Origin of the sequence: Flintibacter sp. HCN-6482 (assembly GCF_037892565.1) — a bacterium.
Taxonomy (GTDB): Bacteria; Bacillota; Clostridia; order Oscillospirales; family Oscillospiraceae; genus Lawsonibacter; species Lawsonibacter aceti.
Window position 1 is genome coordinate 480,394 of sequence record NZ_JBBKBK010000001.1, and the last position, 21,818, is coordinate 502,211.

The following is a 21,818-nucleotide window of genomic DNA, read 5'->3' on the forward strand; positions in this document are numbered from 1 at the left end:
AACTCCATATTATTCCTACTGCCGCAAGCGGCAGTCCTCATCCATTCTGTGGTTTTTGTTTTTAAATTGGCTCCGCCCCAAACGGCGGGGCTGTTTTTCTCCGTGAGGTGATTTGATGTACCAGGCCCTATACCGAAAGTGGCGGCCCCGCACCTTTGAGGATGTGGTAGGCCAATCCCACATCACCGAGACTCTGCGCCAACAGGTGGCAGGTGGCAGGCTGTCCCACGCCTATCTGTTCACTGGCACCCGAGGCACTGGCAAGACAACCTGCGCCAAGATTCTGGCTCGGGCGGTCAACTGTGAAAACCCTCAGAACGGTGACCCCTGCAACCAGTGCCCCGCCTGCCTGGGCATTGAGAATGGCTCCATTTTGGATGTATTGGAGCTGGATGCCGCCTCCAACAACGGCGTAGACCAAGTCCGAGCCCTGCGGGATGAGGCGGTCTACACCCCTGCCGCTGTCAAAAAACGGGTCTACATCGTGGACGAGGTCCATATGCTGTCCACCCCCGCTTTTAACGCCCTGCTGAAAATACTGGAGGAGCCGCCTCCCCACCTTCTGTTCATCCTAGCTACCACCGAGCTGCATAAGGTGCCCGCTACCATCAAAAGCCGGTGTCAGCAGTTCTCCTTCAAGCGGATCCTCCCCGGTCAAATTGCACAGCGTTTGGAATATGTGGCTGGGCAGGAGGGCATCGACCTGACCGCCGAGGGCGCCGCTCTGCTGGCCCGTCTGGCGGATGGTGGACTGCGGGATGCCCTATCCCTGCTGGACCAGTGCTCCGGCGGGGGGCAGAGGGTAGACGAGCAGACCATTCTGGACACGCTGGGTCTGGCAGGCAACCTGGAAACCGCTAAACTCATGGGCCATATTGCCGGGCGGGACGCCGCCGCCGCCCTGGACACCCTAGGCCGTCTGTACGGCAACGGTAAGGATGTGGGCTCCGTGCTCGGTGAGTTGTCCTCCCTGGCCCGAGACCTGTTGCTGCGGAAGACGGCGCCCCAGGGAGGGACTTCCCTGCTGGCCGGAGGGTACGACGAGGCCACTATGCGCCAGCTAGGCGGGCAATTCTCCGCCGCCCGTTTGCTCCAGGCGCTGACTTTACTCCAATCCACCGCCGCGGAGCTGCCGCGGAGCAGCAACCGCCGGACCGACGCGGAGCTGTGCCTGATCCGCTTATGCGATGAGAGTCTAGATGGCTCCGCCGCCGGACTGTCTGCCCGGGTGGCACGGCTGGAGGAGCTGCTGGCTGGCGGGGCGCCTGTTCCGGCCGCTTCCCCTCCATCCACCCCTACCGCCCCCAGCGTTCCCGCCGGACCGGCGCCCTCTCCCGCGGAGGATCCGCCCCCCTGGGATGACCGCCCCCCGCTGCCAGAGGAGCCTCCGGAAGAACCGGAGCGCATATTTGATGTTCCCGTGGAGGCTCCCGCCCCCACGCCGGCGCCCGCCGCGCCCGACTCTGGCGGAGGGGATCGGTCTTTTTGGCCCGCCTTTGCGGCTGGGTTGAAGGGAAAGGTGTCACCCTCCGTCCTGCCCTATCTCCACAATCCGTCCAAGGTGACCGGCGTGTGGAAAAATGGGCAGTTGACCCTGTGGACAGACAGTGAGTTCACCCGCTCCATGCTCAACAAGCCCGCCATTCTGGAGGGGCTGGCCCGCGCTGCGGGCGACGCTTTCGGCGGACAGCCCAGAGTGAGCATCGTCGCTGGCAGGCCCCCCGAGGAGGACCTGTCTCCCGCTCCCAGCCAGCCCTCCCCCCAGTCGAAGGGCTCCGGTGATGCTCTGGACCAGCTACTGGCCTTTGGGGAAAAGTTTGACAACATCATCATACAATAAGATTCAGGACAAAAAGGAGTGTTTGATATGGCAAAAGGTTTTGGCGGCCGCGGTATGCCCGGCATGGGCGGCGGCATGAACATGAATATGCTCAAGCAGGCCCAGAAGATGCAGCAGGACATGATGCGTTTGCAGCAGGAGCTGCAGGAGAAGGAGTACCAGGCCGCGGCCGGCGGCGGGGTGGTGTCCGCCACCGTCAATGGCAAGCATGAGCTGAAGGCTCTGGTCATCGACCCGGAGGCCGTGGACCCCGACGACGTGGAGATGCTCCAGGACATGATCGTGGCCGCCGTCAACGAGGCCATGCGGGCCGCTGACAGCGACGCCGCCTCCACTATGCAGTCCATCACCGGTGGACTGGGTCTTCCTTTCTGATTTTTAACCCTTCAAGCCGCCCAAACCGGGCGGCTTTTTATTTATTTTTACAGTTTTATTTGACAATTATTTGATTTTATAGTATGTTTTTACCATGCTATAAATATCAATCTCATACAAGTCCATGTTTTATCGAAGGGGGGCTCATTATAAAACGCAGGTATAAGCAAGAGATCCCAGCCACCCTGATTTTAATTACTTGGGGAATCGAGTCCTCTCTCTGGATCCTCTACTCTTCTTTCCCACAAGTTATCTCAAGACTGTTTTTCCCCATCTGTTTCCCCATATATAGTTTTGCCCGTATGTCCTTTTATGACCAGATCCGCTATGAAGAGGAGGGGGAGGCGCGGTTTTGCGTTCAGGCCGCCATGTGGTTCGGCGTATTCGCCTGCCTGACCGTTCTGTCCTCTCTCATCACTGGTGGGCTGTATCTCTGGAAGGGCTGGTATCCCTGGCTCCTCCTTCCCCTTGCCCGGCTCCCCCTGGTGTATCTGACTTACCGCATCTGGATTCGGCCAAAGGAACAGAGTTGACTATTACAAATGCAGGACCGGGCTTTCGGTCCTGCTTTTTTTCTTGCCATAGAGCTAAAATCAGTATAAAATGAAAGAAAAAGAGAACAGTGACCCCTCCCCTCTCTGTCCGGCGTGGCGGCGCCGGGGCGGGAGCTTTCACTGTCTGGAAAGAAGTGAGGAAATGCCCCTGTTTCATCAGCACCAGCTCCATGAACCGCCTGACCAGCGGACCAAGATGCTGGAAACCCCCGTCCCTTCTCTGATCGTCACACTGGCCATCCCCACCATCATCAGCATGATGGTCACCTCCATCTACAACATGGCCGATACCTATTTCGTGTCCCAGTTGAGCACCAGCGCCTCCGGCGCGGTAGGTATCGTCTTTTCCATCATGTCCATCATCCAGGCCGTTGGCTTCACGGTGGGCATGGGCTCCGGCTCCATTGCCGCCCGTCTGATGGGCCAGGGGAATCACCGTGACGCGGATGCCTACGCCTCCAGCGCCGTCCTCATGGCCCTGGTCCTCGGGCTGCTGCTGGCCGCCCTCGGCCTGGGTAACCTGGGCAGCCTGATTTGGGCCCTGGGCAGTACGGAGACCATCTACCCCTACGCCATGGACTACGCCCGCTATATTCTGATGGGCTGCCCAGTGATGGTCCTGTCCTTTACCCTGAACAACCTGCTCCGCTGGCAGGGGAAGGCCAGCCTGGCCGTCTTTGGCCTGGGCACTGGTGGCGTGCTCAACATGGTCCTGGACCCCGTCTTCATCTTTATCTTTGACCTGGGCATCGCCGGGGCGGCCATCGCTACCCTGCTGAGTCAGTGTGTCAGTCTGTGCATTCTCGCCTCCTTCTTCCTGTTGAAGAAAAGTGATTTAAGAGTCAGCCCCTCTTGTATCTCCCGCTCCCCCAAGCTCTATCTGTCCATTCTGAAGCAGGGAATGCCCTCCTTCTTCCGCCAGGGCATCCTGTCCCTGTCCACTATGGCACTGAACTTCAACGCCAAGATATACGGCGACGCGGCGGTGGCCGCTCTGGCCATCGTTACCAAGGTGTTCACCTTCATCCAGTCCATCGTCATCGGCTTCGGCCAGGGCTTCCAGCCAGTGTTAGGCTATAATTACGGGGCCGGACAGCTGGACCGGGTCAAGGAGGCGGTGAAGTTCTCCGTCAAGACCTGCACCATCATCTTGACAGTGTGCGCAGTGGTAGGCTTTGCCTTCGCCCCCCAAATCGTCACCCTGTTCCGGGACGACCTTATGGTCATCGACATCGGCACCCGGGCCTTCCGCTACCAGTGCTTTACCCTCCCACTGGGGGCGGTGCTCACCTTCGCCAATATGTTCTTCCAGTCCCTGGGCAAGTCTGTCCGGGCCACCATCCTGGCCGTCTGCCGCCAGGGCGTGTTCATCCCTCTGGTCTACCTCCTGTCCTGGCAGTTGGGTCTCACCGGTCTGGAGCTCACCCAGGCCGTCTCCGACCTGGCAGCCTTCCTCATTTCTGGCACCATCATGGTACACTATTTTCTGAGAGAATTTGGGAAGGAACGGGTATGACATACAAATATAACGGCCTGACGAATACCGTCAGGCCGTTATATTTTCTCTCCTATGGACAGCGTGAGGTCCTTTCGGGGGAGTTTGTCCCAGCGGAATAGAGGGAGCAGCTCCTCCGGCGCAACCTCCTCCTCCCGGTCCAGCAGCCCGGCGGCATGGGCCAGCGTTCCCACGATCTGTGGGGCAGTAAACCGACTCTGGAGCTGCCCCAGTTCCTGGTCCCGGTCCCTCTTTGCCAGCCGCCTGCCATCCGGGGCCAGCAGCAGGGGGACATGGCCGTACTGGGGATGGGGCAGGTTCAGCCGCTCCTGGAGCCAGATCTGCCGGGGGGTGGAGGAGAGCAGGTCGCTCCCCCGCACCACCTGGGTCACCCCCATCTCGGCGTCATCCACCACCACCGCCAGCTGATAGGCGTACACCCCATCGGACCGGCGGAGAATAAAGTCTCCGCAGTCCATTTTTAAATCCTCTTCGTATTTTCCGCATAACATATCACAAAAAGAAATGGATTTTTCCCCCACTGCCGCCCGCCAGGCAGGGCGGCGTGTCTTTTCCAGCTTCTCCCGCTCCGGAGCCGTCAAGCTCCTGCACCGTCCGTCATACACAGTTATTCCGTCCGAGCGGTGGGGGGCAGAGGAAGCCAGACGCTCTGCACGTGTACAGTAGCAGGGATAGACCAGCCCCTGCCTCTCCAGCTCCCGGAAGGCGGCGGCGTAGGCCTCTGTCCGCCGGGACTGATAGACCGGCTCCCCGTCCCAGTCCAGCCCCAGCCACTCCAGATCCCGCATCACCTGGTCGCAATACTCCTGCCGGCACCGGTCCGGATCCAGATCCTCCAGCCGCAGGACGATGGAACCTCCCGCGCTCCGGGCGGCCAGCCAGGCCAGCAGGCAGGACCACAGGTTGCCCAGGTGCATCCGTCCGCTGGGGCTGGGGGCAAAGCGGCCGATCATGTTACTCCTCCGTTCCATATTCAGCAACTACCCGCTTACATCCGGCACAGTGCCACGCCGGCGCCCTAGGCGTGCTCCAGAAGTGCTTGGTCAGTTTGACCTCTCCCTCCCTCAGAGCCATGACCACCCCTTCCGCAATTTCAGGGGAAAAGATAATACTCCGGCTACTCTGCAGAAAGCCTTGCTTCATCTCCTGATTACACCATGGGCACAGCATCATTTTTTCTCCTCTCCATACTCCTCCAGCGCCTGCCTTAAAAACTCCGCGTCCTTGTCGTCCAGGGCGTGGAGGCCGGCAGTTTCCTCCAGATGGTGGGTGAACTCGTGGGCCACGGTGGCAAAGATCTCGTCCTTCCATCCCTCCTCGTCCTCCTCCGGCAGCAGGGCGGCAAAGGAGCCGTAATACAGGACGATATACCGCCCCAGCATATCGTGGACATACTCTCCCATAATGTACATCTCGCCGGGGGGAAAGTCCGGATCAGGCAGGGCTCTCTCCTCCAGCTGGATGCCCCCGTCCAGGTCCAGAAAGAAGGCGTCGGGGAACCCGCCGGCGATCTCCTCCAGCCAGTCGCCCATCTGTTCATAGGTGGGTACCATGATCCTCTCCTCCTTACTGGGGACTCAGGTCCGCTTTTCGGCGGAGCAGGGAGAGGGGCGGCACCTGACAGGGCAGCTTCATGCGGAAGGTCATCTGAGGGTGGCGGACCTCCTCCAGTGGAAGGCCATCCCCATCCCAGAGGCCCTCCACCCACAAAGCCTGGGGCCGGACATTGGGCCCCACCAGCTCCAGACTGTCGCCCACTCGGAATTTATTGTTCAGGGTCAAAAGGGCACTTCCCTCCCCGTCACAGGACTGCACCTTGGCCACGATCTGCCAGTCCCGGACATATCGGGAATTCTCGGTGTACTGCCCCGGCTGTCCATAGAAAAAGCCGGTGGAGTAGTGGCGGTGGCTGATGTGCTCCACCTCGTCCCGCCACACCGGGTCCAGCGGCTCTCCCGCCGCCGCCGCGTCGATGGCGTGGCGGTAGGCTCCGGTGACGATGGCCGCGTAGTAGGCGGACTTTGCCCTCCCCTCCAGCTTTAGAGAGTCCACCCCCGCCTCCATCAAGTCGGCCACATGGTCGATCATGCACATATCCTTGGAGTTCATGATATAGGTCTGTCCATTCTCCTCATAGACAGGGAAGTACTCTCCCGGCCGCTTCTCCTCCATCAGAGCGTACTGATACCGGCAGGGCTGGGCGCACTCCCCCCGATTGGAGTCCCGCCCGGTCATGTAGTTAGACAGCAGGCACCGGCCGGAATAGCTGACGCACATGGCCCCGTGGGCAAAGACTTCGATCTCCAGCTCCTTTGGAGTCTTGGCCCTGATCTCCTGAATCTCCTCCAGGGACAGCTCCCTGGCTAGAATCACCCGACTAGCCCCCAGGTCGTGCCAGGCCTGGGCGGACTGGTAATTGACGATGCTGGCCTGAGTGGAGATATGACACTGGACCTTGGGGGCGTGTCTCCTGGCCAGGGCCAGGGTGCCCACATCTGCCAGAATGATGGCGTCCACGCCCACCTCATTGAGATATTCCAGCCACTCCGGCAGCCGGGCTACTTCTTGGTTGCGCGGCATGGTGTTGCAGGTCACATGGACTCTGACCCTATGGGAGCGGCATAGGTCCACGGCCTGTTTCAGCTCTGTCCGGGAGAAATTTCCGGCAAAAGACCGCATTCCGAAGTCGGTTCCGGCCAGATAGACAGCGTCCGCCCCATAGGCCACCGCCATCTCCAGTCTCTCCATGTCCCCCGCCGGGGCCAGCAGCTCAATCTTGTTTCTCATGTTTATCTATCTCCTTCAGAAAGGGGCAAGGGCGCCGGCCCTTGCCCCTTTGGGAATCACTTGTATCGCTCCTGGGAATTGAGGAAGCTCTGGAGCTGGTCATAGGTATTGAAGAAATGGTGGAGATTGTCGTCGCCCAGAGCGTAATAGAAGTAGCTGGTATCCGTCGGCTCCAGGGCAGCCATGATGGCCTCCATGCCAGGATTGGCGATGGGCGCCGGGGGCAGGCCCTTATACATATAAGTGTTATAGGGGGAATCGATGGCCTTGTCCGCCTCCGTCGGCACCTTTCCGCCGTTGATATAGGCCAGGGTAGCGTCGATCTGGAGCAGGCCCACAGTTTCACCCTCAGGATGCTCCAGGCGGTTATAAATGACGGAGGCAATCTCCTCCCGGTCAGATCCATCCGTTTCCCGCTCGATCATGGAGGCGATAGTCAGGATTTCCCGCAGGGAATAGCCTGTTTCCTCCACTTGGGCCCGTATATCATCGGTGACCATGGAGTCAAAGTAGACCAACAGCTTATTGATGGCATACACCGGATCGTGGGGGGTATAGAACTCATAGGTGGACGGCATGAGGTAGCCTTCCAGCCGGTGGTAATCCCCCAGCGGGATATCCTGGAGGAAGGAGAAGGCGTAGTCGTGGTTGGCGGCGGCTTCCTGAAGCTCCTCCACCGTGGCCACCCCCTTCTCTTCCAGCAGGGCGAAGATCTGGTCCAGGGTATAGCCCTCTGGAATGACCACATCCACCACCGACCGGGTGGCGGAGTTGGCACTCATGCCAGCCAGCAGAGCCCGGTAATCCATATCCGTGTTCAGGGTATAGGTACCCATCGTCACATCGTCCTTGCCCCCTGTGAAGGCGGCAAAGAGCTTGAAGAGCCACTTATACTCGATCAGCCCCTCATCCTCCAGCCGGTTCACGATGCTGTTGAAGCTGTCCTCCGAGGAGATGGTAATGGTCACTTCCTTCTCATCCTTATTCAGGGCCAGCACATCGTTTGCGGCGATCCAAAGCAGGCAGGCCAGCAGGATGGACACTCCGATGACTCCTATCACATAGAGCACGGCGAAGCCGGCGGTCCGGCCGGTCGAGCCGCGGCGGGGACGGCGGGCGGCGGTGCGCTCCTCCCGCCCGCTTCTTCGTTCACTTCTTCGTTCCTGGGGCATTCAGGTCAGCTCCTAATAAAATTTTTCCGGGTCCTTGTCACCAGGGACAAGGGACCTCCATAGAATAGTACAGAACGCACGGGACACACCGTCCCGGCGGGATTTTAGAGAGGTGTGAAAACATATGTGTTGTGGAAACAACGGCTGGGGCGGCAACGGCTGCCTGTGGATCATCCTGCTCATCATCATCCTGTTCGCCTGCGGCGGCTGGGGCGGCAACGGCTGCGGCTGCAACAACAGTTGCGGCTGTGGCTGCGACAACGGCTGCGGCAACGACAACTGCGGCTGCTGCTGAGTGGACCGGCAAAAGGGCGGGGGATCAACCCCCGCTTTTTGCCGAAGAAAGGTGGGACAGGCACTCCTCCTCGGTGACCACCAGGTCCACCGGGATATCATAAGGTCCCCTAGGCAAACGGTCCTGCAGGAGAGCGGCCCGGCACAGCCCCACCTTCCACCCGGAGCAGCCGGCCAGCCACCGGTCATAGTAGCCGCCGCCGAAGCCCAGGCGGTAGCCCTCCCGGTCATAGCACAGGCCGGGGACCAGGATCAGGTCGATGGCCGCCCGCTCCAGCAGAGGGGCCTGTTCATCCGGCTCCAGAAGGCCAAAGGCCGCCGGTACCAGCGGGCGGTCCGAGGTATACCGACGGACCTCCATCCCCCTGCCGGGGAGCATCCGGGGCAGGCCCACCACCTTCCCCCGCTCCTCCAGCTGGCGGACCAGCTCTTCAGTGTCCGGTTCCCGCTCTGGGATGCCCCAAAAGGCGAAGATCGTCTTTGCGCCCTCCACTTGGGGCAGAGATAGGAAGTGGGCAAAGAGTGCCCGGTCGCTCTCCCGCCGCTCTGACGAGGGCAAAGCCGCCAGCCATCGACGGACTGTTCGGCGCAGCGCCGCCTTCTCTTCAGTAACAGATGGAAGCACGGACTTCCTCCGCTCTCTCCCGGCCGGCCAGGTATTCCACCAGCGCCAGTCCGAAATCAAAGGCGGAGCCGGCCGCCTGCCCGGTAATCAGCTTGGCTGGGCCATCCACCACCACGTGGGACGGGCTGTCAGCTGCCACGGCTCCGTTCATCTGTCCCTCCATGCCGGGATAGCAGATGGCCCGTCTGCCCTCCAGCAGCCCCCACCTGCCCAACAGCGTAGGGGCCGCACAGATGGCGGCCAGAGGGATCCCCCGCTTCGCCGCCTCCCGGACCAGCTTCTCCACAGTAGGTTCCTGGCCCAGCTTCTGTACTCCCACACCACCGCCGGGCAAAACCAGCATGTCGGCCCGGTCCAGCTCCACCTGGTCCAAAGTCAGATCCGCTTTTATTGTGATCTGCCGGCCTCCGGCCACCATCGCTCCGTCTGTGGACACCAGGGCCGTTTCCACGCCTCCTCGGCGGAGCAGATCGGCGGGGACCAGGGCCTCCGCCTCTTCAAAGCCGGGAGCGAGCAGGATATAGACCATATTAGAATACCTCCTTTTACAGCAAGGGGGTCACCAGGGACCAGATCTCCTGGTGTATCTCCTGGATGGAGCGGAGCTGCCCCTCCCTGTCTAAACAGGAGATCCGCTTCCAGCCCAGCTCCCCAATGGCCTGGTGGGCGCAGGCGCGGCAGGTGGCTAGATACTCCGTGTCCAGCTCATGGATGTCCGCCTTGGTATGGGTGGCCGACTCCCGGCCGCGCAGCAGCTCCACCGACTTTTCGGTAGGCATATCCAAATAGAGCACCAGGTCAGGCCGGGGCAGTCCCAGCTTGTCGTGTTCAAAATCGTCCAGCCAGCGGAGGAAGGCGGTCCGCTCCCCCTCTGGGCACTTGGCCCCCTGGTGGACCGCGTTGGAGGTGGTATACCGGTCGGTAAGGACCAGGCCCCCCCCGTCGTAGTATTCCCCCCACACCTTTTTTAAGGAGGCGTATCGGTCCACCGCGTAAAACGCGGAGGCGGCGTAGGGATTTACGTCCCCTGGATGGCTGCCGAACTCACCCCCTAGGTACATCCGGATCAGAGCGGAGGACGGCTCCTGGTACTGGGGAAATACCAGCTTTTTGTACTCTTGGCCCATGGCGTCCAGCCGCTGGCACAGCTGGCCGAACTGAGTGGACTTGCCAGAGCCGTCGGTCCCTTCAATGACGATCAGCCGGCCCCTCATGACTGGTCCCTCCTGCCCCTCAGGCGGGCGCCGGCGGACTTGACCAGCACAAGAGGCAGCTTGGCCATCCGCCCCGCCCGCTGGGGCTCCTTCTTCAGGCGGTAGGCCCACTCCAAACCCAGCTTCCGCCAGGATTCGGGCGCCCGCTCCACGTTGCCGGCAAAGACATCCAGGGCGCCCCCCAGGCCAATGGCCAGACGAGCACCTGTGTGCCTGCCCCACCGGGCCATCCACTTCTCCTGCTTGGGCGCGCCCAGGCAGACAAACAGCAAATCGGGCCGAGCGGCGGCCACCTCCAGCAGCACGGCCTCCTCGTCCTTAAAATAGCCGTCATGAGTGCCGCACAGGACGATATTAGGGTGTTGCTCCAGGATGCGGCGGCCGGCCTCTTGGGCCACGCCGGGCTTCGCCCCCAGCAGGTAGAGCCGACCCCCCATCTGGTCCAGCTTGGCCAGCATATCAGCGGCAAATTCGATACCGGGAACCCGCTCCTTCAGGGGTGTGCCCAGTATCTTGGCCGAATAGACCACACCAATGCCGTCTGGGATGACCAGGTCGGCACTGTTGAGCACCTGACGGAAGTCGGCGTCTTTTTCCGCCGCCAGGATAAATTCCGGATTGGGTGTCACCACATAGTGGAACTGGTCCTGCTCCAGCATGGCGGCGCCCAGCTGGGCAGCCTCCTGCCGGGACACGTCGTCAAACCGGACACCCAGAATATCTTTCTTCAAAGCCATCCCTCCCAGGGAACAGTAAAGCATTGCCCAATGGGCATATGCCAGGATTATAGTATTTTACCACGCTCTGGCAAAAAAGTCTATGAATTTTCCATGAAGGTTTGTCCAAGGCGGACATTGGAACACCTGCGCTTTCTTACCGTTGACTTTCCCCCGCTCTTTCCTCATAATAATAGATACCGTAAGGCATCACATACACGGGAGGTACCCTCATGGAATTTTATGGGACCTTAGGCGGGCTCTGCCGTGACCGGGCTCTGTTGGTCCGCCTGTTCCGAGCCGGGATGACTGGGGCCAGGCTCAACCTGTCCCACACCAGCCTGTCCCAATGCTCCGCTCTGCTAGAGGAGCATTTCTTTCCCGCGGCACGACAGGCCGGGGTGGACCGCCCCCATCTCATCATCGACCTGCAGGGGCCGGAGCTGCGGCTAGGCACACTCCCCATCCCCATCCCCATCAAGACCGGAGACGATATCCTGCTTGGCCAGGACGGCCTCCCTGTCCCCCAGGTAGTGGTGTCCAGCGCCAAGCCGGGGGACCAGATCTCCATTGACGACAGCGCCATTCTCCTAGAGGTGAAAAAGGCCAGCTCCTCTGTGCTGCTGTGCCGGGTGCTGCGGGGCGGCACTCTACACAGCAGGAAAAGCCTGGCTATTCTAGGAGTATACCCGGATACACCGGTCCTCACCCAGGAGGATCTGATGAATCTGGACCTGGCTGGACAGTTTGGAGTGACCCACATTCTTCAGCCCTTTGTCCGGGGACAGGAGGATATCCGGGCACTGCGCCAGGCCTTGGACCAGTGTGGGCTGGGCCGCATCCAAATCATGGCCAAAATAGAGAACCGCCAGGGTCTGGACCATCTGGAGGAGATCATCTCCGCCGCCGACCAGCTCTGCATCGCACGGGGCGACCTTGGAAACTCCATGCCCCTCTGGGAGCTGCCTGGGGTTCAGAAGGATATCGCCCGGCGGTGCGTGGCCGCGGGTCGTGACTTCTGCCTGGTCACCCAGCTATTGTGGTCCATGGAGCATCGTCCGGTGCCCACCCGGGCCGAGGTATGCGATATTTACAACGGCGTGCTGGACGGGGCCTCCTCTCTGATGCTCACCGGGGAAACCGCCGCGGGCCAGTACCCTGTCCGGGCGATGGAATATCTTGTCAAAACCGCCCATGAGGCGGAGAAAGGACTCTAAGCATGGAACGTCTGCTTTTTTTGGATGCCTGTGTACGGGGGCCTGAGCTGTCCCGCACCTGGCGGTTGTGCCAGCGTTTTTTGGAGGAATATACTACGCTACATCCCCAGGTGCAGGTCTGCCACAGAGATTTGAGAGAGTCTCTGCCCATCCTGACAGGGGAGCTGGCCCGCCAGCGTGACGGCTGGATCGCCCGCGGGGAAGATGATCCCCGACTGACCCCCGCCCGCGAGATCGCCTCGGCCGATTTGGTGGTCGTGGGCGCCCCTTACTGGGACCTCTCCTTTCCCGCCGTTTTGAAGGTCTATTTGGAGTGGTCCAGTGCGCTGGGCATCACTTTCCGCTATGACGAGGACGGGCAGCAGGTCGGACTGAGCCAGGCCCGCGCCCTGGTCTATCTCACCTCCGCCGGCGGCCCCGTAGAGGGGCAGAATTACGGCTTTGACTACCTAAAAGCCCTGGGCGCTATGTTTGGGATTCCCCACGCCTACTGTGTGGCCGCGGAGGGCCTGGATATCCAGGGAACCGACGTCCAGGCTGTCCTTCGCCGTGCCGGAGATAGGGCCGCTTCCCTGGCCCGCCAGCTGGCCCAGGAGCCGATGTGCCTTCATGGATAGTCCCCACCCCTCCTTTAGATTTGGAGCGCCATATGGCGCTCCAAAATTTTTTCTCATTTTCCCTTCTCTCTTCCTTTCTCCGCCGGATAGGGTACTGTAACCACGGGGCCCACCCACGAAGGCCGGTCCCTATCCCCCACCTTACCCGGCGGTTCAGCCGCCTGACTGTTCAGAAAGGATGACACGTATATGAAGCACAAGAGGTTTTTTCCCCGCCTGACCAGCCTGCTCTGCACTCTGGCCATGTCCCTGTCCCTTGTCCCTGCCGTCTCGGCCGCCAGCCAGCCGGAGCCCCTGATCTCCACCAACCGATATGGCTACTACAACGGTAACTGGGCCGTCCCCCGCTCCTCCTATCTATACCAGGATGGCCAGGACCTGGTTCGGGTGGAGTACCGGAAAGGCAGCCAGCTGGTGAATGGCCAGACTGGCCAGTTCCTGGAGTGGCTCACACCCACCACCCTAGTGGTAGAGACCTATGACAGCCACTTCCAGTTGAAGGAGACTAGAGAACTGGAAGTAGAGCTCCCAATCTGGGGCGGCTTCTTTGCCGGGGAGGACTACAACTTCGTGGTTTTCGGCCAGGAGAATCCCTCAGAGAGCGACAGCGCCGAGGTAGTCCGGGTGGTCAAATACTCCAAGAGCTGGGAGCGGCTGGACCAGGCCAGCCTAAGAGGGGCCAACACCACCATCCCCTTTGACGCCGGCGGCTTTACCTGCGCCGAGGACGGCGGCCTGCTGTACATCCGCACCAGCCACGAGATGTACACCAGCTCCGACGGTCTGAACCACCAGGCCAGCCTGTCCTTCACAGTCCGCCAGGAGGACATGACCATCTCCGACGTGGCCTCCGCTGTGTCCAATCCCGCCACGGGCTATGTATCCCACTCCTTCAACCAGCTGATGCTGGTGGACCAGGAGGGCAGGCTGGTCGCGCTGGACCACGGCGACGCCTATCCCCGTGGGGCGTCCCTGTACCGCTGTGACGGCCAAAGCGGGCGGCGGGGGACCCAGCTCCTAGTAGCCAGCTGGCCTGGCTCCATCGGCGCCAACGTGACCGGCGCCCAGGTCACCGGTCTGGCCGAGACCTCCACCGGCTACCTCACCGCGTACAGCTACACTGGGAAGGGCGCTTCCTCCAACCTGACCGCCGACGTGAAAAACATCTATCTGGCTTACACCAGCAAAGATGATTTCTCTCAAAGCGGCACCAGGACCCGCCAGATCACCTCTTACGCCAACGGCGGGAACATCTATGGTTCCCAGCCCGTCCTTGTCCCCACCAGCCTGGAGGATGGCTATATCATCTGGTCTATGGCGGAGAAGGCGGACAACGGCTACTACTACAACACCGATTCCATCGGCTATGCCCGCTACTCCGCCGAGGGCTCGGTGTCTGACCTCAGGACCGCCGAGGGCGTCATGGCCTCCGACTGCACCCCCATCGTCTACAACGGACAAGTGGTGTGGTACGCCACCGATGACTCCGTCCCCGTGTTCTATGTTCTAGACGAGGACGGCGTCACCGCTTACCCCACAGCGGGAGAGGAGTCTGAGCCGCCCGCGGAGCCTGAACAGCCGGAGCGGCCCAGCCGGCCCTCCGCCCTGTCCGATCCCCGCCAGGCAGCCACCATTCGGCAGGCTGTGGAGCAGGCCGATCTTCTCTCCCGCCGGATCGTACTGAGCAACCCCAGCCGTCTGGCTATCCGGGAGGACGGCTCCCTGTGGGACGCAGGCCCCGGCTATCTCACCGAAGAGGAGAAGGCCCAGTACCCTGTCAAGCTCATGGATGGCGTGCGCCAGATCTGTTGCTCAGACAATGACCTGCTCCTGGCCGTAAAGGAGGACGACACTCTCTGGGCCTGGGGCTACTATGTGGGCTCCCTAGGGCTGCTGGACAGCTTTGACGCCTGGTCTGAAACTCCCATCAAGGTGGCGGACAATGTCCGATCTGTGGCCACCGGCAAATTCGGCGCCATGGTGGTGCGTACCGACGGCTCTCTGTGGTACTACGGCCTGGTGAGCGCGGGAGAGGACGGTTCGGGCACCGACTATGGCGCCGCCGACCCCGATTCCTACGGCCCCCACCATGTGATGGACAATGTGGTCATGGTGGATGCCGGCCTGTCCCGCTACGTGGCCCTGAAAGAGGATGGCTCCGTCTGGGTCTGGGGCGCCGACGGCTATGGCGGCGACGGCAAGATGATTCTCTACAACGGCGACGCTCCTCTGCCCCTGACCAAACTGCTGGACGGCATGATCTCCGTCGGTATGGAGGGGGAGAGCGGCTGGGCCATCGATCAGGAGGGCGGCCTGTGGACCTGGGGTGTCAATGACAATGGCGAGGTGGGCAACGGCATGGCCTATGACACCGTCACCCCTTGGAGCGAGGGAGTTGGGCAGTCCACGCCCGTCAAGATCATTGACCGGGATGTAATCTCCGCCGAGCGGGGCGCCGCCGTATTAAAAAACGGTGATCTATACACCTGGGGCATTACCGAAGAGGGGGGCGACACGGTTTCCAGCTACGGCTTCCACGTCCAGAGCTTCCCCATCAAAACCGGGGAGGACACTGTTATCGCCAATACCGCTCTCTGCTCTGATGGCTCCCTCCACGCCCCAGATGGCGAGGTTCTCATTGACGGTATCTTTACCCCCAGCGGCCAGTCTGTCCAAGGGACGGCGGACCAGGAGCGGAAGCCCAGCGGCACCTCAACGCCCGGTCAAACAGAGCGGCCCGACCAAGGTGCCGCCCCCCACTTCTCCGACATCAAGGCGGGCCAGTGGTTCCAGCCCTACGTGGAGAAGGTAGTCCAAAACGGACTGATGACCGGCATGGGAGACGGGAGGTTCGAGCCCGGCGGCGACCTGTCTATCGCCCAGACTCTGGTGCTGGCCTATCAGATCCACAGCCGTGAGAGCGGCGACCCGCTGCCCCGGATCTCCGGCGGCTGGTATATGCCCTATTACCAGTACTGTCTGGACAACGGCATCCTCACCGTCCGTGACTTTCCTCAGTCCTGTCTGAACGACAAGGCCACACGGTATGATATGGTCGCCATTCTGGATCAGGCCATCCCCGATGACCAGATGGAGGCAATCAACACCGTCCGGGACGGCGATATCCCCGACTTGGGAGAGGGAGATGAGCTGGGCGATGTGGTCTATCGGTGGTACCGGGCCGGTGTGCTCACTGGGGATGAGGAGGGCCGCTTCCACGGCGGCAGCGACATCACCCGGGCCGAGGTGTCGGTCATTCTCTGCCAGCTCACTGGGCTGGTGGACCGGGCCAGGCTGTGAGCTCCTATCCCCACCGGCCCCCAGAGTCCGAAAAAACCTGGGTCCCATTTCGGGACCCAGGTTTTTTCCTTGCCCTTCTTGGGAAAGACTGTTATACTGTAAAATGTAATTTTATGTCCGGCCTTCTGCCGGAGTGAGAGGGAGCTCCCGCTATGAAAAAACTGATGGTCATTGACGGCAATTCCATCGTCAACCGGGCCTTCTACGGAGTCAGCCAGAACCTGACCACACGGGAAGGTCAGCCTACCAACGCCATCTTTGGCTTTTTGAACATTCTGAACAAGCTGCTGGACGACAGCCAGCCCGACGCTCTCTGCGTCACCTTTGACCGGGCCGCCCCCACCTTCCGCCACCTGGCCTACGAGGGATACAAAGCCACCCGCAAGGGGATGCCCGACGAGCTGGCCAGCCAGCTTCCCCTGCTCAAGCAGGTGCTGGGGGCCATGAACATCCCCATGTACGAGCTGGACGGCTGGGAGGCTGACGACCTGATCGGCACCATCTCCGTGAAGGACCGGGCGGCGGGCTGGGAGACCATCATCGTCACAGGAGACAAGGACTCCCTCCAACTAGTGACAGACACCACCACAGTGAAGCTGGTGTCCACCCGCATGGGCCGCACCGACACCCGTGACATGACCCCGGCCTCCTTTCGGGAGGAGTATGGCTTTGACCCCATCCACATTATCGACTTGAAAGCCCTGATGGGGGATGCCAGCGACAACATCCCCGGTGTCAAGGGGGTGGGTGAAAAGACCGCCATGGCCCTGGTGCAGCTGTACGGCTCTATTGACTGCCTGTATGACCATATGCCCGATATCTGTATGGCTCCGTCCACCCCCGCCAAGCCCGGCGTGGTAAAAAAGCTGGCCGAGGGCAAAGAGATGGCCCGCATGTCCTATGACCTGGCCACCATCCACACCGACGCCCCCATCGATTTCGACCCGGAGCGCAACCTGCGGCAGCCGCCGGACAACAACGCTCTGTACCAGCTGTTCCTGGATCTGGAATTCGCCAAGCTCATCGACAAGTACCACCTCGCCGCTCCCCAGGGGGAGGGAGAGGCCCAGAGCCAGCCGGGGGCGGAAGACTCCTGTACCACCGAGGTCGTCACCACACAGGTCCGGCTGAAGGAGCTGCTGGCCCTCTGGTCTACCAAGGACAGCGTGGATGTCCTGGCCCTGCCGGGGTTGGACGTAATATGTGTGGAGTGCCGGCTCAACGAGAAGGAGAACCACGCCGCCCTGTTCCTCGCAGACAAATTCCAGGGACACAACGAGTTTCTGCGGACTTTTTTCGCAGACCCGGACATTAAAAAGGTTACGCACGGGCTGAAGGGCCTGTGGCGCTCCCTGCTGGCTGAAGGGATCTCCCCCGCCGGCTTTGTCTTTGATACCGAGGTGGCCGCCTATCTCCTGGCCCCTACCGACGGCAGCTATGACCTGGAAAAGCTGGGGCTGACCTATTTCAGCTTTCAGCCCGCCAAGGCTGGCGACTATTTGGCCGAGGGAGCTTTCGGCCCCCTGGCTGATCCGGTGGGCCCCGCCGCCGCCCTCACCTCCCACTGCGCCCTCATCGGCGCCCTCCACGGGGTATTGGAAAAGCGCCTGCGGGAGCTGGAGATGTGGGACCTGTATGAGACCATCGAGCTGCCCCTGTGCTCGGTGCTGGCTGAGATGGAGGCAGAGGGCTTTCTTATTGACCGGGGCGCCCTGGTGTCCTTTGGGGAGATGCTCACCCAGCGCATCGACCAGGCCCAGTCCCGCATCTACGAGCTGGCTGGGGAAGCCACCTTCAACATCAACTCCACCCAGCAGCTGGGCCATGTTTTATTTGAAACGCTGGGGCTCCCACCTGTGAAAAAGACCAAAACCGGCTGGTCCACCAATGCCGAGGTGCTGGACAAGCTGCGGGGCCAGCACCCCATCATTGACGAGATTCTGGAGTACCGCCAGCTCACCAAGCTGAAGTCCACCTATGTGGACGGTCTTTCCAAGGTCATCGGTCCTGACAGGCGGCTCCGCACCTCTTTCCAGAATACGGTGACCGCCACTGGGCGGCTGTCCTCCACCGAACCCAACCTTCAGAACATCCCCATCCGCACCCAGTTGGGGGCCGAGCTGCGCAAGATGTTCGCGGCCCCGGTCGGCCGTGTGCTGGTGGATGCGGATTATTCCCAAATCGAGCTGAGGCTCCTGGCCCATATGGCCGGCGATCCGGCTATGATCGACGGCTTTAAGAGCGGAGCCGACATCCACACCATCACCGCCTCCCAGGTCTTTGGTGTCCGGCCCGAGGAGGTCACCCCCTCCATGCGCCGCTCGGCCAAGGCGGTGAATTTCGGCATCGTGTACGGCATCTCTCCCTTCTCGCTGTCCCAGGACATCGGCGTATCTGTCCAGGAGGCCAAGGAGTATATGGACAAGTATTTCGCCCATTACTCCGGTGTCCGGGCCTATATGGACGGCGTAGTGGAGCAGGCCAAACAGACCGGCTTCGTGGCCACCCTCTTTGGTCGACGCCGCTGGGTGCCGGAGCTGAAATCTTCCAACTTCAACACCCGGTCCTTTGGGGAGCGGGTAGCCCTTAACGCCCCCATCCAGGGCACCGCCGCCGACATCATCAAGCTGGCCATGATCCGGGTACGGGACCGGCTTCGCGCCGAGGGGCTGAAGGGACGCCTGGTCCTCCAGGTCCACGACGAGCTGATCGTGGAGTGCCCGGCGGAGGAGGCGGATAGAATCTGCAGCCTGGTGGAGGAGGAGATGGAGGGCGTGGCCGCTCTGTCCGTCCCTCTGCTGGCCGAGACCCACGCTGGAAAGAGCTGGGCGGACGCCCATTAGCCCGCCGCGCTGGCCCGGACCGCATCCTCTTGTCCTTTCGGAATACTTCACCTTGAACCTGCTTGGTTAGGAACGTCCAATGGGCATTCCTCCCCCCGCATCTCCGCCACCTATCCCTCGAAAGTGACCGACTGTCCTGGTTTTGTTGTCAGATCGGCAGGAATCTGATACACTGACAACAGAATAGCAGGGAGGTATCCTCCATGGATCGTACCGTCTATACCACTGCTCGACTTGTCAAGTGGGCGCTGCTGGGGGTGTCAGGATGAGTGAGACCGACCGCCGCCCAGTTCTGGCGACCTTGTTGACCGTTCTGGGCTGTCTAGCTATGCTTTGGGTGGAGTGGGTGCTGTCCCCCGTCTACCCGGTAAAGTCGTCGGCTAAGGCGCTGGTCTTTCTGGGCTGCGCCGCCGCCTATGTGCTGGCCTCCGGCGACCGGACGATCCTCCGGTCCTTCGGCCGGCCCGAACAGGGGGCGATGAGGCTGCCCCTGCTGCTGGGGGGCGGAGTATTCCTCCTGCTGCTGGGCGGGTACACGCTGCTCTCTCCCTGGCTGGATTTGTCCGCCATCTCCGGCAATTTACAAGCCAAGGAGGGCTTCACCGCCGCTACTTTTCCACTGGCGGCCCTCTATATCACCTTTGGTAACTCCCTGCTGGAGGAGCTCTTTTTCCGGGGCTTTGCCTTTCTTGCCCTGTACCGATCCGGTTACAAAAAGCTGGCCTGGACCTTTTCCGCCATAGCTTTTGCCCTGTACCATGTGTCCATCATGGACGGCTGGTTCCACCCGGCCCTGCTGGTCCTGCTTACCTCTGGGCTGGCCTGCGCCGGGCTTCTGTTCAACGCTCTGGACGCAAAAAGCCAGACCATATGGCCCGGCTGGCTGGTCCACATAGGGGCCAACCTGGCCATCAACACCATCGCCCTTCACCTGTGGGGGATCATTTGACGAAAGGAGAGTGTCCTGCGCCCTCTGTCTACTGGCCTTGGTATCCCATCTGGCTGATGAAACAACAAGTGGGTCTATGCGGTTCCCACCGCGTCTGAACTGTAAATCCGCTTTGCAAGGAGGCTCCCTTATGACATTCTGGACTGTCTTAACTGTTTTTCTCCTCTTCCCCCTGCTGATGCTTACCCTTGTATTTTTCTTCCGCCCCGCCTGGCTCCCCCTGGTCATCCCCATGAGTACGCTCTCTGCCCTGGCGCTATGCTGGGGGAAGTTCTGCTACTTTGAATGGCGGCCTCCCCTTATGGTCCTTCTCTCCATGCAGATGCTGGCTGTCACTCTGCTGGTTTTGGTTCTGGCGGCGGTGCGGAAAACACCCCGTTACGGAGCCTTCTTCCTGGAGAGCCTCACCGCCCTGCTGTTCACTGCCATGTGCGTCTGCGTCCTCTACGGGTACATAGAGCTGGAATGGCTCGCCAAATTCTATCCCTCCTGTCCCCCGCCTCAGGCGGCCCTTCTCCTCCTGTTCCCCTTCGGAACTGGGATTCTCCTATCCCTCTGGGGCGTTCGGAAACTGCGCGGGCCGAACAAATAACCGGCAGACCCAACCTTTACCCTATCACATAAGGAGTCAATACAATGTACTACGAGATTGTCCCCATGGACCGAAGCCACATAGACCAAATCGCCGCCCTGGAGCGGGAATGTTTCTCCACGCCCTGGAGCGAGACCATGCTCTCTGACGCCCTTTTCGACCCCCAGGCCAGCTTTATCGTGGCCGACGACGGGGAAGGCAATATTCTGGGCTACGCTGGCTTACATGTGGTGTTGGACGAGGGCTACATCGACAATATCGCCGTCCACCCCGACGCCCGGCGGCATGGAGTGGCCTCCGCCCTGCTGGATGTGTACTGCCGCTTCGGCGCCGCCAATCTGGCCTTCCTCACTCTGGAGGTACGGGTATCCAACACTGCCGCCATCGGCCTATATGAAAAGTATGGCTTCCACCAGGCTGGCCTGCGGCCGGGATACTACCAAAATCCGCGGGAGGACGCCTTAATTATGACACGGGAGTTTGAACATGAAGCTGATTGAATTGACCGCGGAGCAGTTGTCCGCCCTGTATGAGAGCGAGCTGAAAGCCGCTTTCCCGCCCCAGGAGCTGAAGCCCCTAAAGGCCATGCTGAACCTGATGGCTGAGAAGAAGTATCAGGCCCTTGGCCTGTATGATGGAGATGAACTGGCGGGCTATGCCCTGCTGTGGTTGGAGCCCGGCATTCCCTTTGCCCTGCTGGACTATCTGGGAACCATCGAAGGCAGGCGCAGTCAGGGGCTGGGGACCATTATGCTGGACCTGTTGGCCGGCTACTACAAGGATTACCGAGGCATCTTCGGCGAGGCGGAGGCACCAGAGGGCGGCAGTCCCGAGGGGGAGGAGCTGCGCCGGCGCCGGCTCGGCTTCTATCTGCGCAACGGGTTCCGATACGGCGGCTATGACTGCGCCCTCTTTGGTGTCCACTACCAGACCCTGATCCGAGGCCGTGAGGACGTCACTCCGGGTGAGCTGCTGGCCGTCCACCAGAAAATTTACAGTGGACATATGCCCAAACAGGTATACGACCGTTTCATCCAGATCCCCCTGCTCCCTGGGCAGCAGCCCAACTCCATGGGAGACTGGGTGGAGGAGTGAGGGGCGCCCCTCCCCGTCTGCATGGTCATCTCTATTCCTGGCAAGCCCTGCGTCTCCCTCAGCCGCCAGCGCGCACTTCCTTCGCAGCGGTGTCCGCTGGTTCCCTCGATCA

22 protein-coding genes are annotated in these 21,818 nt (G+C 61.1%); 13 read left to right on the forward strand and 9 right to left on the reverse strand.

Annotated features, from left to right (window positions below; genetic code table 11):
* Positions 1-115 precede the first annotated feature (115 nt).
* The 4 genes from dnaX (at position 116) to WKS99_RS02335 (ending at position 4,285) form a co-directional block, all read left to right on the forward strand.
* On the forward strand, positions 116-1,840 hold the full coding sequence (dnaX, locus tag WKS99_RS02320; RefSeq protein ID WP_340405260.1) for a DNA polymerase III subunit gamma/tau: 1,725 nt from the start codon (positions 116-118) through the stop codon (positions 1,838-1,840).
* 27 nt (positions 1,841-1,867) lie between these two features.
* Complete coding sequence (locus tag WKS99_RS02325; protein WP_147570827.1) at positions 1,868-2,215, forward strand: YbaB/EbfC family nucleoid-associated protein; 348 nt, start codon at positions 1,868-1,870, stop codon at positions 2,213-2,215.
* A gap of 302 nt (positions 2,216-2,517) precedes the next feature.
* On the forward strand, positions 2,518-2,748 hold the full coding sequence (locus tag WKS99_RS02330; protein ID WP_147570828.1) for a hypothetical protein: 231 nt from the start codon (positions 2,518-2,520) through the stop codon (positions 2,746-2,748).
* Positions 2,749-2,911: 163 nt separating this feature from the next.
* Complete coding sequence (locus tag WKS99_RS02335; RefSeq protein ID WP_340405261.1) at positions 2,912-4,285, forward strand: MATE family efflux transporter; 1,374 nt, start codon at positions 2,912-2,914, stop codon at positions 4,283-4,285.
* Between the two features lie 38 nt (positions 4,286-4,323).
* On the opposite strand, the gene gluQRS is transcribed toward WKS99_RS02335, so the two are convergent.
* The 5 genes from gluQRS to mltG are packed head-to-tail and all read right to left on the reverse strand — an operon-like array spanning position 4,324 to position 8,244.
* The gene (gene gluQRS, locus WKS99_RS02340; RefSeq protein ID WP_240286974.1) at positions 4,324-5,238 is read right to left on the reverse strand and encodes a tRNA glutamyl-Q(34) synthetase GluQRS; all 915 of its coding nucleotides are present in this window, start codon (positions 5,236-5,238) and stop codon (positions 4,324-4,326) included.
* A gap of 1 nt (position 5,239) precedes the next feature.
* On the reverse strand, positions 5,240-5,455 hold the full coding sequence (locus WKS99_RS02345) for a PF20097 family protein (RefSeq protein ID WP_340405262.1): 216 nt from the start codon (positions 5,453-5,455) through the stop codon (positions 5,240-5,242).
* Positions 5,455-5,838, reverse strand: coding sequence for a metallopeptidase family protein (locus WKS99_RS02350; RefSeq protein WP_262669324.1), 384 nt, complete (start codon positions 5,836-5,838; stop codon positions 5,455-5,457). Before WKS99_RS02350 ends, WKS99_RS02345 begins: the two co-directional genes overlap by 1 nt.
* A gap of 13 nt (positions 5,839-5,851) precedes the next feature.
* Positions 5,852-7,072 (reverse strand): peptidase U32 family protein, encoded by a 1,221-nt coding sequence (locus WKS99_RS02355; protein WP_340405263.1) that lies wholly within the window; start codon positions 7,070-7,072, stop codon positions 5,852-5,854.
* Positions 7,073-7,128: 56 nt separating this feature from the next.
* Complete coding sequence (gene mltG / locus WKS99_RS02360; RefSeq protein ID WP_340405264.1) at positions 7,129-8,244, reverse strand: endolytic transglycosylase MltG; 1,116 nt, start codon at positions 8,242-8,244, stop codon at positions 7,129-7,131.
* Positions 8,245-8,368: 124 nt separating this feature from the next.
* Between mltG and WKS99_RS02365 the strand changes: the two genes are divergently transcribed.
* Positions 8,369-8,539, forward strand: coding sequence for a hypothetical protein (locus tag WKS99_RS02365; RefSeq protein ID WP_186852796.1), 171 nt, complete (start codon positions 8,369-8,371; stop codon positions 8,537-8,539).
* Positions 8,540-8,563: 24 nt separating this feature from the next.
* Here WKS99_RS02365 and WKS99_RS02370 read toward each other — a convergent pair whose 3' ends face one another.
* From WKS99_RS02370 to WKS99_RS02385, 4 genes are read right to left on the reverse strand one after another with little or no spacing between them, the layout of a single operon-like run.
* Entirely contained in the window at positions 8,564-9,163 is a 600-nt protein-coding gene (locus WKS99_RS02370) for a 5-formyltetrahydrofolate cyclo-ligase (RefSeq protein WP_340405265.1), read from the reverse strand.
* Positions 9,144-9,692: a DJ-1 family glyoxalase III gene (locus tag WKS99_RS02375; protein WP_240286966.1), complete on the reverse strand. Its 549-nt coding sequence runs from the start codon at positions 9,690-9,692 to the stop codon at positions 9,144-9,146. Before WKS99_RS02375 ends, WKS99_RS02370 begins: the two co-directional genes overlap by 20 nt.
* Positions 9,693-9,708: 16 nt before the next feature.
* The gene (locus tag WKS99_RS02380) at positions 9,709-10,377 is read right to left on the reverse strand and encodes a dTMP kinase (protein ID WP_186852798.1); all 669 of its coding nucleotides are present in this window, start codon (positions 10,375-10,377) and stop codon (positions 9,709-9,711) included.
* Positions 10,374-11,114, reverse strand: a complete 741-nt coding sequence (locus WKS99_RS02385; protein WP_340405266.1) for a WecB/TagA/CpsF family glycosyltransferase — start codon at positions 11,112-11,114, stop codon at positions 10,374-10,376. The genes WKS99_RS02380 and WKS99_RS02385 overlap by 4 nt, the downstream gene beginning before the upstream one ends.
* A 212-nt stretch (positions 11,115-11,326) precedes the next feature.
* Between WKS99_RS02385 and WKS99_RS02390 the strand changes: the two genes are divergently transcribed.
* The 8 genes from WKS99_RS02390 (at position 11,327) to WKS99_RS02425 (ending at position 21,706) form a co-directional block, all read left to right on the forward strand.
* The gene (locus tag WKS99_RS02390; RefSeq protein ID WP_340405267.1) at positions 11,327-12,310 is read left to right on the forward strand and encodes a pyruvate kinase; all 984 of its coding nucleotides are present in this window, start codon (positions 11,327-11,329) and stop codon (positions 12,308-12,310) included.
* A 2-nt stretch (positions 12,311-12,312) separates the two neighbouring features.
* A complete protein-coding gene (locus WKS99_RS02395; protein WP_340405268.1) occupies positions 12,313-12,927 on the forward strand; it encodes an NAD(P)H-dependent oxidoreductase in 615 nt (204 codons plus the stop codon).
* A gap of 189 nt (positions 12,928-13,116) precedes the next feature.
* Positions 13,117-16,227, forward strand: coding sequence for an S-layer homology domain-containing protein (locus WKS99_RS02400; RefSeq protein ID WP_340405269.1), 3,111 nt, complete (start codon positions 13,117-13,119; stop codon positions 16,225-16,227).
* 152 nt (positions 16,228-16,379) lie between these two features.
* Positions 16,380-19,070: a DNA polymerase I gene (gene polA, locus WKS99_RS02405; RefSeq protein WP_340405270.1), complete on the forward strand. Its 2,691-nt coding sequence runs from the start codon at positions 16,380-16,382 to the stop codon at positions 19,068-19,070.
* 265 nt (positions 19,071-19,335) lie between these two features.
* A complete protein-coding gene (locus tag WKS99_RS02410; RefSeq protein ID WP_340405271.1) occupies positions 19,336-20,019 on the forward strand; it encodes a CPBP family intramembrane glutamic endopeptidase in 684 nt (227 codons plus the stop codon).
* 130 nt (positions 20,020-20,149) lie between these two features.
* A complete protein-coding gene (locus WKS99_RS02415; RefSeq protein ID WP_147570843.1) occupies positions 20,150-20,611 on the forward strand; it encodes a hypothetical protein in 462 nt (153 codons plus the stop codon).
* Between the two features lie 44 nt (positions 20,612-20,655).
* Positions 20,656-21,111, forward strand: a complete 456-nt coding sequence (gene rimI / locus WKS99_RS02420; RefSeq protein ID WP_147570844.1) for a ribosomal protein S18-alanine N-acetyltransferase — start codon at positions 20,656-20,658, stop codon at positions 21,109-21,111.
* The gene (locus WKS99_RS02425) at positions 21,098-21,706 is read left to right on the forward strand and encodes a GNAT family N-acetyltransferase (protein WP_240286955.1); all 609 of its coding nucleotides are present in this window, start codon (positions 21,098-21,100) and stop codon (positions 21,704-21,706) included. The genes rimI and WKS99_RS02425 overlap by 14 nt, the downstream gene beginning before the upstream one ends.
* The last annotated feature ends 112 nt before the right edge of the window (positions 21,707-21,818 follow it).

Bases quoted from the DNA above. Each gene is read 5' to 3' on its own strand.
- dnaX (WP_340405260.1), top strand. From the start codon at position 116: ATGTACCAGGCCCTATACCGAAAGTGGCGGCCCCGCACCTTTGAGGAT.
- WKS99_RS02325 (WP_147570827.1), top strand. From the start codon at position 1,868: ATGGCAAAAGGTTTTGGCGGCCGCGGTATGCCCGGCATGGGCGGCGGC.
- WKS99_RS02330 (WP_147570828.1), top strand. From the start codon at position 2,518: ATGTCCTTTTATGACCAGATCCGCTATGAAGAGGAGGGGGAGGCGCGG.
- WKS99_RS02335 (WP_340405261.1), top strand. From the start codon at position 2,912: ATGCCCCTGTTTCATCAGCACCAGCTCCATGAACCGCCTGACCAGCGG.
- gluQRS (WP_240286974.1), bottom strand. From the start codon at position 5,238: ATGATCGGCCGCTTTGCCCCCAGCCCCAGCGGACGGATGCACCTGGGC.
- WKS99_RS02345 (WP_340405262.1), bottom strand. From the start codon at position 5,455: ATGCTGTGCCCATGGTGTAATCAGGAGATGAAGCAAGGCTTTCTGCAG.
- WKS99_RS02350 (WP_262669324.1), bottom strand. From the start codon at position 5,838: ATGGTACCCACCTATGAACAGATGGGCGACTGGCTGGAGGAGATCGCC.
- WKS99_RS02355 (WP_340405263.1), bottom strand. From the start codon at position 7,072: ATGAGAAACAAGATTGAGCTGCTGGCCCCGGCGGGGGACATGGAGAGA.
- mltG (WP_340405264.1), bottom strand. From the start codon at position 8,244: ATGCCCCAGGAACGAAGAAGTGAACGAAGAAGCGGGCGGGAGGAGCGC.
- WKS99_RS02365 (WP_186852796.1), top strand. From the start codon at position 8,369: ATGTGTTGTGGAAACAACGGCTGGGGCGGCAACGGCTGCCTGTGGATC.
- WKS99_RS02375 (WP_240286966.1), bottom strand. From the start codon at position 9,692: ATGGTCTATATCCTGCTCGCTCCCGGCTTTGAAGAGGCGGAGGCCCTG.
- WKS99_RS02380 (WP_186852798.1), bottom strand. From the start codon at position 10,377: ATGAGGGGCCGGCTGATCGTCATTGAAGGGACCGACGGCTCTGGCAAG.
- WKS99_RS02385 (WP_340405266.1), bottom strand. From the start codon at position 11,114: ATGGCTTTGAAGAAAGATATTCTGGGTGTCCGGTTTGACGACGTGTCC.
- WKS99_RS02390 (WP_340405267.1), top strand. From the start codon at position 11,327: ATGGAATTTTATGGGACCTTAGGCGGGCTCTGCCGTGACCGGGCTCTG.
- WKS99_RS02395 (WP_340405268.1), top strand. From the start codon at position 12,313: ATGGAACGTCTGCTTTTTTTGGATGCCTGTGTACGGGGGCCTGAGCTG.
- WKS99_RS02400 (WP_340405269.1), top strand. From the start codon at position 13,117: ATGAAGCACAAGAGGTTTTTTCCCCGCCTGACCAGCCTGCTCTGCACT.
- polA (WP_340405270.1), top strand. From the start codon at position 16,380: ATGAAAAAACTGATGGTCATTGACGGCAATTCCATCGTCAACCGGGCC.
- WKS99_RS02410 (WP_340405271.1), top strand. From the start codon at position 19,336: ATGAGTGAGACCGACCGCCGCCCAGTTCTGGCGACCTTGTTGACCGTT.
- WKS99_RS02415 (WP_147570843.1), top strand. From the start codon at position 20,150: ATGACATTCTGGACTGTCTTAACTGTTTTTCTCCTCTTCCCCCTGCTG.
- rimI (WP_147570844.1), top strand. From the start codon at position 20,656: ATGTACTACGAGATTGTCCCCATGGACCGAAGCCACATAGACCAAATC.
- WKS99_RS02425 (WP_240286955.1), top strand. From the start codon at position 21,098: ATGAAGCTGATTGAATTGACCGCGGAGCAGTTGTCCGCCCTGTATGAG.